Annotated in this window: 8 protein-coding genes; 1 reads left to right on the top strand and 7 read right to left on the bottom strand. The window is 66.6% G+C overall.

The window, feature by feature from the left end:
* Nucleotides 1–4 precede the first annotated feature (4 nt).
* Nucleotides 5–241: a hypothetical protein gene (locus V7Q42_RS17990; protein ID WP_333825518.1), complete on the bottom strand. Its 237-nt coding sequence runs from the start codon at nt 239–241 to the stop codon at nt 5–7.
* Between the two features lie 139 nt (nt 242–380).
* Nucleotides 381–2,162 (bottom strand): B12-binding domain-containing radical SAM protein, encoded by a 1,782-nt coding sequence (locus tag V7Q42_RS17985; RefSeq protein ID WP_442958229.1) that lies wholly within the window; start codon nt 2,160–2,162, stop codon nt 381–383.
* A gap of 233 nt (nt 2,163–2,395) precedes the next feature.
* On the opposite strand from V7Q42_RS17985, the gene V7Q42_RS17980 reads away from it, so the two are divergent.
* Nucleotides 2,396–2,875 carry a CC0125/CC1285 family lipoprotein gene (locus V7Q42_RS17980; protein ID WP_333825516.1) on the top strand — a complete coding sequence of 160 codons (480 nt, stop codon included), beginning with the start codon at nt 2,396–2,398 and terminating at the stop codon, nt 2,873–2,875.
* 39 nt (nt 2,876–2,914) lie between these two features.
* Here the strand turns inward: V7Q42_RS17980 and V7Q42_RS17975 are convergent, their stop codons facing one another.
* From V7Q42_RS17975 to V7Q42_RS17955, 5 genes are read right to left on the bottom strand one after another with little or no spacing between them, the layout of a single operon-like run.
* A complete protein-coding gene (locus V7Q42_RS17975) occupies nt 2,915–3,898 on the bottom strand; it encodes a dipeptide ABC transporter ATP-binding protein (protein WP_333825515.1) in 984 nt (327 codons plus the stop codon).
* On the bottom strand, nt 3,895–4,896 hold the full coding sequence (locus V7Q42_RS17970; protein ID WP_333825514.1) for an ABC transporter ATP-binding protein: 1,002 nt from the start codon (nt 4,894–4,896) through the stop codon (nt 3,895–3,897). The genes V7Q42_RS17975 and V7Q42_RS17970 overlap by 4 nt, the downstream gene beginning before the upstream one ends.
* A gap of 21 nt (nt 4,897–4,917) precedes the next feature.
* Nucleotides 4,918–5,817: a hypothetical protein gene (locus tag V7Q42_RS17965; protein WP_333825513.1), complete on the bottom strand. Its 900-nt coding sequence runs from the start codon at nt 5,815–5,817 to the stop codon at nt 4,918–4,920.
* Nucleotides 5,818–5,821: 4 nt separating this feature from the next.
* Complete coding sequence (locus V7Q42_RS17960; protein WP_333825512.1) at nt 5,822–6,730, bottom strand: ABC transporter permease subunit; 909 nt, start codon at nt 6,728–6,730, stop codon at nt 5,822–5,824.
* Entirely contained in the window at nt 6,720–7,733 is a 1,014-nt protein-coding gene (locus V7Q42_RS17955; protein ID WP_333825511.1) for an ABC transporter permease subunit, read from the bottom strand. Before V7Q42_RS17955 ends, V7Q42_RS17960 begins: the two co-directional genes overlap by 11 nt.
* Nucleotides 7,734–7,814 lie beyond the last annotated feature (81 nt).

Here is a 7,814-nt window from a genome sequence, read left to right as displayed (position 1 = left end):
TGAATCACGTCAGTAGACGGTCGTCGAGGGCTATCCGCGCACAGGTCTCATGATAGGAGGCGACGGCGAGGCAGCCGCGGCGGGCCTCGTTGGCGGCGATGCGCCAGCCACGCACGTTGTCGACGTCGCGGTCGAGGCTGTAATCGTTGCGCGCTTCGGCCGGTGCGGCGAGCCACAGAAGGGCGACGGCGACGGCCGCGAGGCGACCGCCGAGGCGCGACAGAGTGAACCGGAGCGACACGCGGACCTCCCTCGAAGATGTACATCGGGAGAGGCCGACCGATCGACGATCGCGGTCCCCGTCCCTTTGCCTCAGGTGAGGCTACGCGCCGGCTCGGCGCGGTTCAAGACGGAGTGGACGACAGGGGCTCTCGATCGGTTCAACCGGCTTTCGTGGCGGAGAGGGAGTCCCGCAGCTGTTTGCGGCGGATCGCGGCGTCGGCGCCGGAGGTCTGGCGGAAGAGACCGAGCTCCTCGAACTCCTCCGCCGTCGGCGGGGTGAGGGCGACGTCGGTGTAATCCTTGCGCTTCGGATCTGCATAGATGCGCTTGTGGATGAAGTGGGCGCGGCCGTAGTACCAGGCGAATTTCGCCATCTTCATCACCGTCTCGATCGCGTAGGCGGGGTAGAAGACCAGCGGATTGGCGCGTGGCAGACCGGGGCGGCGGTCGCGGCGGTACTTCTTGCGCAGGATGCCGCCTTCCAGCGGATGCAGGCGTTCGACGGCGTACATCGAGTAGAACTCGATGATCTCGTCGATGTTCATGCCCTTCTTCTTCGGCGACGCGGCGCCACGACGGCCCATCGTCTCGATGTGATCCCAGGTGTAGAAGGTGCGCCAAGCGGCGTGATAGGCCTCCTCCCACTCCGTGTCCGACATCACCGGGTGGTGGACCATCCGATGGAAGAGGTCGAGCTTGTTGAGGTCGGGATCCATCCAGCGGCCGCCCTCGACGTGATGCTTGTGATCGGCCGAGCCGGGGAGCGGCGTCAGATAGAAGAACTCGAGCACGTTGATCGGCAGCTCGCGCTTGATGATCTCGACGTCGCGCAGCACCTTCTCCTTGGTGTCGCCGGGAAAGCCGATGATATAGCCGGCGTAGATGGCGATGCCGTGAGCCCACCATTCCTGCAGCATGGCGCGATAGTCGGTGATCTTGTTGTGGCGCTTGCCGACGTGGAGGAGGTTGTCGGGATTGATATTCTCGAGGCCGATGAAGACGCGGGTGACGCCGGCCGCCACCGCCTTGTCGATGAAGCCGGGGATGCGATGGCAGCCGGTGTCGACCTGGACGAAGATCTCGAGGCGGACCTGCAGTTCCTTCCTCAACTCGATCATCCGATCGAAGAAGGCCTCCCAGTTCTTGTTGCGGGCGAGATCGTCGTCGGTGATGAAGTACTTGCGGATGCCCTGAGCCCAGTTGGCGCGGATGATCTTCTCCAGATCGTCGACGCTGCGGAACCGGCTCTTGCGGCCCTGGACGTTGATGATGGTGCAGAACGAGCACTGGAACGGGCAGCCGCGGCCGAGATCGAAGCTCGAGAACTCGTTGCGGGTGCCGTGCAGGGTGTCGACCGGCAGGAAGGGCGGCGGAGCGCCTTCGAGCGAGGGCAGATCGTCCATGTGGTCGTAGAGCGGCTTCAGGCGACCGGCATAGGCGTCGCGCAGCACCTCGTCGAGGCGGCCCTCCTCGGCCTCACCGGCGAAGAGCGAGATGCCCATCTCCTGCGCCGCGACGATCTCGGCGGGCTGTTGCTTCAACATCGCCTTGCAGCCGGAGACGTGGAAGCCGCCGACGACGACGGGGAAGCCGGCGGCGAGGAACGGTCCGGCGAGATCCATCGTGCGCGGGAACTGGTTCGACTGGACGCCGACGAAGGCGATCGCCGCCCGGCCGCCGGCGGCGCGCAGCTCGCGGATCAATCTTTCCGGGCGGATGCGGGTGTTGGGCTCGTCGATGGTGATGCCGCGGATCTCGACGTTCTCTCCCAGGACGCGGCGCTCGGCGGCGTCGAGCAACAGGCCGTTGATCGCGGCGAGCGAGTTCGACGGGATGAGCGATCGCCACCACAGGATCGGGTAGCCGTCGTCGTCGTAATGCGTCGGCTTGATCATCACGAAGTGAAATATTTCTCGTGAAGTTTCAGTTGGTTGATCCATGTCGGTCCCATCCTTCGCCGTGACCTTAGGACGGAAACGTCGCGGAAGAAATCCTTCTCGGCGTCGAGACGGCGAACCCTGGCAGGCGGCCGGCGCCGGCGACGCGGAGGTCGCCGCTCGGTTCGATCGAGTGGTGTCGGCGACCACCATCATGGGTGGTGAATGCGCGTATATCGACTCCGCGATCGCATCTGTTACCTTCGGTTGTAATTTCGTGGATGCGGGGTGTGGAGATGCGGCGCTTCGGGGTGGTGGTGTCGGGGGTGTTGCTCGCGGCCGTGCTTTCGGGCTGCGCCACTCGCTATCAGGAGATGGGAGCGACCGGCGGGGTTTCGGCGGCGCAGATGACCGACGACGTCTGGCGGATCACGGCGCGTGGCAATCTCTACACCGACGCCGGCACCATCCAGGATCACGTGCTGCTCAAGGCGGCGGAGACCACGGTGGCGGCGGGGCGCACCCATTTCGCCATCGTCGGCAAGCACGAAGAGGCGCGCGGCGAAGCCCCGGGGCTCTACACCCGTCAGGCCTTCGGCACGACGAAGCAGCATTTCGGCTACGGACTGATCGGCTCCGGCCGAAGCGAGATCGGCGAGGCGCTGATGATCCGGATCCTGCCGGCGACACTGCCGGCGGAGGACAAGGCCGAGGCGATCGACGCACGTCAGGTCGTCGCCAACGTCGGCCGCCGTGTGGTGCGGCCGGGAGAGTGAGGCTCGGCGTCCCCGCCGGCGAGCGCGCGCCGGCGACCGTCAGGCCGGCACGGCGACTTTCGCTTCCGCCGCGTGGCAGGCGGTGAGATGCCCGGCTTCGCCGAGGACCATCGGCTTCTCCGCTTTGCAGCGATCGAAGGCGCTCGGACACCGCGGGTGGAAGACGCAACCGGACGGCGGATCGAAGGGCGAGGGCAGTTCGCCGGTCAGCACGATGCGCTCCTTCTTGCGGGCCGGGTCGGCCATCGGCGTCGCCGACAGGAGGGCGCGGGTGTAGGGGTGGCGCGGGTCGGCGAAGAGCGCCTCCTTGGGCGCGTGTTCGGCGACGGCGCCGAGATACATCACCAGCACCTCGTCGGCGATGTGGCGAACCACCGAGAGATCGTGACTGACGAAGACGTAGGCGAGCGAGAACTCCTGCTGGAGATCGGCGAGCAGGTTGAGCACCTGGGCGCGGACCGAGACGTCGAGGGCGGAGACCGGCTCGTCGAGGACGATGATCTTCGGCCTGAGCATCAGGGCACGGGCGATGGCGATGCGCTGGCGTTGGCCGCCGGAGAACATGTGCGGATAGCGGTCGGCGAACTCGGGACGCAGGCCGACGCGGGCGAGCATGTCCTCGGCCTCGCGGCGACGGCGATCGTGGGGCATGTCGGTGTTGACCAGCAGCGGCTCCTCGAGCGTCTTGCGGATGGTCTGGCGCGGATTGAGCGAGCCGTAGGGGTTCTGGAAGACCATCTGGACGGTGGAGCGCAACGCCTTCAGCTGGGCGCCGGCGGCGCCGGTGACGTCGTTGCCGGCGATCGACAGGTGGCCGGAGGTCGGGGGCTCGATCAGGGTCAGCATGCGGGCGAGCGTCGACTTGCCCGAGCCCGATTCGCCGACGACGGCGAGGGTCTTCTTCTCCTCGAGGGTGAAGGAGATGCCGGCGACCGCCTTGACGGTGCCGGGGGGCGAGAACATGCCCCGGCTCACCATGTAGTCCTTGACGAGGTCGTGGGCCTGGAGGATCGGCGTGGTCATCGGGTCGCTCCGGCGGTCTCGAGGTCGAGGCGCGGACGGCCGCCGACGAGGGGGAAGTGGCACAGGGCGTGGCCGAGTTCGGACCCGCAGGGCACCGGAGCCTCGCGGTGACAGCGTTCGGTGGCGAAGGTGCAGCGCGGTGCGAACAGGCAGCCGGCGGGACGATCCCACTGGCCGGGAACCATGCCGGGGATCGACGGCAGGCGCTTCTCGGTCGCCCGCTCCGGCAGGGCGGAGAGGAGGGCGGCAGTGTAGGGGTGGTGCGGGTCGTCGAACAGGGCGACGGTCTCGGCGAACTCGACCTGCTGACCGGCGTATTGCACGACGACGCGCTCGGCCGTCTCGGCGACGACGCCCATGTCGTGGGTGATCAGCACCAGCCCCATGTCCTTCTCGTCGCGCAGGCGGACGAGGAGATCGAGGATCTGCGCCTGGATGGTGACGTCGAGCGCCGTCGTCGGCTCGTCGGCGATGAGCAGTTTCGGCGAACAGGCGATCGCCATGGCGATCATGACGCGCTGGCTCATGCCGCCGGAGAGCTGATGCGGGAAGGCCTCGAGCCGGGTCTCGGGAGAGGGAATGCCGACCTGTTCCAGGAGTTCGATCGAGCGGGTGCGGCGAGCGGCGCGGCCGAGACCGAGATGGGTCTTCAGCGCTTCGCCGATCTGGAAGCCGACGGTGAAACACGGGTTCAACGACGACATCGGCTCCTGGAAGATCATGGCGATGTCCCGGCCGATCAGCTTGCGCCGGGCCGACGCGCCGATCCCCAGGAGGTTCTCGCTGCCGAAGGTGAGCTTGTCGGCGGTGATGCGGGCGGTCTTGGGCAGGAGACCCATGACGGCGAGCATGGCGACCGACTTGCCGGAGCCGGACTCGCCGACGATCGACACGATCTCGCGCGGCGCGACGGTCAGCGACACCCGATCGACGGCGCGGAAGAGGCCCGAACGGGTCTCGAAGTCGACCGACAGGTTCTCGATTTCGAGAAGGGACATGGTGTGGATGGCGCCTTTCTGTTATGATTTTTCCGTCGGAGCGTCCGGATCGGGCGCATCGTACGCCGGAGGGTCTTCATGAACGGTCCCATCATCCCGCTGTACTGAGCGATGTCTCGCCAGTCGAACGCGCACCAGCGCGAGGATGCGGCTCTCTCCGTTCGTCGGAAACGATTTCCATTCGGCGCCGATCAGGCGATCGGCGAGTTGGATCACCTCGGCCGGAGCCGTCGATGGGCGCTCGAATTCCTGACGGGACGCCTGCGGCAACGAGTGCCAGATCGCCGAAAGAGCGCGAACCGCGGCGCGGTCGCATTCGTTCATCAATTTGTAGAGTTCGGTGAAGAATTTGAGCTTCCGCTCGGGCTCCGCTATGCGCGCCGTCTGGTTGGTCACCAGAGTTCGGTTCAGCATGTCGTCGAGATTGTAGTACTCGACGACGGGGCCGATGATCTCGACCGGACGGTTCAGAACCTCACCTCTCAGCGACTCGTAGACGAAATTCGTCTGATCGACGGTGGCGACCTTGTCGGGCGTGGGCGTCGTCGGCGGCGACGCCTGGGGGGCCGGTTTCGCCTTCCGTGAGACGTCCACGATCGATCGCCGACGCTCGCGTTCGCTGAAAGAAAGACGTTGCCGTTCCAGATTGGTCCGGATTTCGGTCGCCAGGGCGATCGAGGCCTTGATCTCTCGGGACCGGCGTTCGTGCTCGGCATGACCCATGTCGGCGTAACGGTTGGCGACGACCAGGATCAGGGCGACGAGGGCGGCGACGAGGGCGGCGAGGAAGCTCGGATTCTGCAGGATCGATGCCGCCGCGGTCCCGTCCGGGGCACGTTCCAACAGGCGGATGAGGACCCATGTGGCGAGCGTGAGCGCCACCAGGATCCAGAACGTCAGCCAGCGGAACCAGAGCGGCATGGCCTCAGCTCCGCTTCAGTTTCGGGTCGAAGGCGTCGCGCAGGCCGTCGCCCATCAGGTTGATGGAGACGACGGTGAAGAGGATGGCGAGGCCGGGCAGGGTGACGATCCACGGATTGGAGCGGATGAATTCGCGGCTGTCGGCGAGCATCGAACCCCATTCGGGGATCGGCGGCTGGGCGCCGAGACCGAGGAAGCCGAGCGCCGCCGCCTCGAGGATGGCGTCGGAGACGCCGAGCGCCGCCTGGACGATGAGGGGGGCGAGACAGTTGGGCAGGACGGTCACGAACATCAGTCGCGGCGTGCCGACGCCGACGGTGCGGGCGGCGGTGACGTAGTCCTTGCCGATCTCGGCCAGCGCCGAGGCGCGCACCAGGCGTACGTAGCGCGGCAGGTAGACGACGGTCACCGCGACGATGGTGTTGGTGAGGCTCGGCCCGAGGATGGCGACGACGAGGATGGCGAGCACCAGCGACGGGACGGCGATGATCAGGTCCATCACCCGCATGATGATCATGTCGGTGAGGCCGCCGGCGAAGGCGGCGACGAGGCCGAGGATGATGCCGATGGTGACCGAGACCACCATCACGGTGAGGCCGATGAACAGCGAGATGCGGGCGCCGTGGATGAGGCGGGAGAGCATGTCGCGGCCGAGCGCATCGGTGCCGAGCAGGAAGCCCCAGTTGCCGCCGTCCTCCCAGACGGGCGGCAGCTTGGAGAATTCGCGGAACTGATCGATCGGCGAGTGCGGCGCGATGAAGTCGGCGAAGATCGCGGTGAGCGCGATCAGGGTGAGGAGCACCAATCCGGCGACGGCGCCGCGGTTCTCCGAGAACGAATCCCAGAAATCGGCGAGCGGGCCCTTGGGGCCCGCCATCGCGGCGGGCGCGGCGGAAGTGACGTCAGCGGCCATGGCGCAGCCTCGGGTTGATGGCGCCGTAGAGCACGTCGACGCCGAGGTTGACGAAGATGACGATGGACGAGATCAGCATGATGCCGCCCTGGAGCGCCGGATAGTCGCGCCGGCCGATGCCCTCGATCAGCCATTTGCCGACGCCGGGCCAGGAGAAGATGGTCTCGGTCAGAACCGCGCCGGCGAGCAACGTGCCGATCTGCAGACCGATCGAGGTGATGACCGGGATCAGCGCGTTCCTCAGGGCGTGCAGGCCGATGACGCGCATCGGCGACAGGCCCTTGGCGCGAGCGGTGCGCACGTAGTCCTCGTTCAACACCTCGAGCATCGACGAGCGGGTGATGCGGGCGATGACGGCGAGCGGGATGGTGCCGAGCACGATGGTCGGCAGCACCAGATGATGTACGACCGACAGGAAGGCGCCCTCCTGATCGGAGAGCAGGCTGTCGATCAGCATGAAGCCGGTCGTCGGCTCGAAATAGTACCGGATGAGGTCGATGCGGCCGGAGACCGGGGTCAGGCCCCAGCGTTCCGACACCAGCATGATCAGCAAGAGGCCCCACCAGAAGATCGGCATCGAGAAGCCGATGACCGAGGCGCCCATGACGGTGTGGTCGAAGGGCGAGCCGCGCTTGACCGCGGCGATGGTGCCGGCCGGTACGCCGATCAGCACGGCGAAGAGCATGGCGGAGAGGGAGAGTTCGATCGTCGCCGGGAAGAGGACGGCGAATTCGGTCAGAACTTTTTCGTTGGTGACGATCGAAGTGCCGAAATCGCCGTGGACCAGCCCCCAGACATAGTCGACGAACTGCTTCCAGATCGGCTGGTCGAGGCCGAGCTGGTGGCGGAATTCGGCGAGCCGTTCCGGCGGGATGCCGCGTTCGCCGGTCCGCACCTCGACGGGGTCGCCCGGTACGAGACGAATGGCGACGAAGGTGACGAACATCAGCGCGACGAAGGTGGGGACCGTCAACGCGATGCGTCTCAGGAGGTAGCGGAACATCGAACGCCCTCTCGGGTGGATTTCGAGCCGACCGCGTCGGTGCGAAAGCCGCCCGTATTCGTTGCCGAGCGGGTCCTCGAC

The sequence above is a fragment of the Pinisolibacter sp. genome, assembly GCF_036782435.1.
Classification (GTDB): domain Bacteria; phylum Pseudomonadota; class Alphaproteobacteria; order Rhizobiales; family Ancalomicrobiaceae; genus CALBKH01.
The sequence above is the reverse complement of the archived record's forward strand: the minus strand, read 5'-3'. Positions and strand labels throughout refer to the sequence as shown.

What these genes read in the sequence shown, in the direction of transcription:
- V7Q42_RS17985 (WP_442958229.1), bottom strand. Translation starts at nt 2,162, where the DNA reads ATGGATCAACCAACTGAAACTTCACGAGAAATATTTCACTTCGTGATG.
- V7Q42_RS17980 (WP_333825516.1), top strand. Translation starts at nt 2,396, where the DNA reads ATGCGGCGCTTCGGGGTGGTGGTGTCGGGGGTGTTGCTCGCGGCCGTG.
- V7Q42_RS17975 (WP_333825515.1), bottom strand. Translation starts at nt 3,898, where the DNA reads ATGACCACGCCGATCCTCCAGGCCCACGACCTCGTCAAGGACTACATG.
- V7Q42_RS17970 (WP_333825514.1), bottom strand. Translation starts at nt 4,896, where the DNA reads ATGTCCCTTCTCGAAATCGAGAACCTGTCGGTCGACTTCGAGACCCGT.
- V7Q42_RS17965 (WP_333825513.1), bottom strand. Translation starts at nt 5,817, where the DNA reads ATGCCGCTCTGGTTCCGCTGGCTGACGTTCTGGATCCTGGTGGCGCTC.
- V7Q42_RS17960 (WP_333825512.1), bottom strand. Translation starts at nt 6,730, where the DNA reads ATGGCCGCTGACGTCACTTCCGCCGCGCCCGCCGCGATGGCGGGCCCC.
- V7Q42_RS17955 (WP_333825511.1), bottom strand. Translation starts at nt 7,733, where the DNA reads ATGTTCCGCTACCTCCTGAGACGCATCGCGTTGACGGTCCCCACCTTC.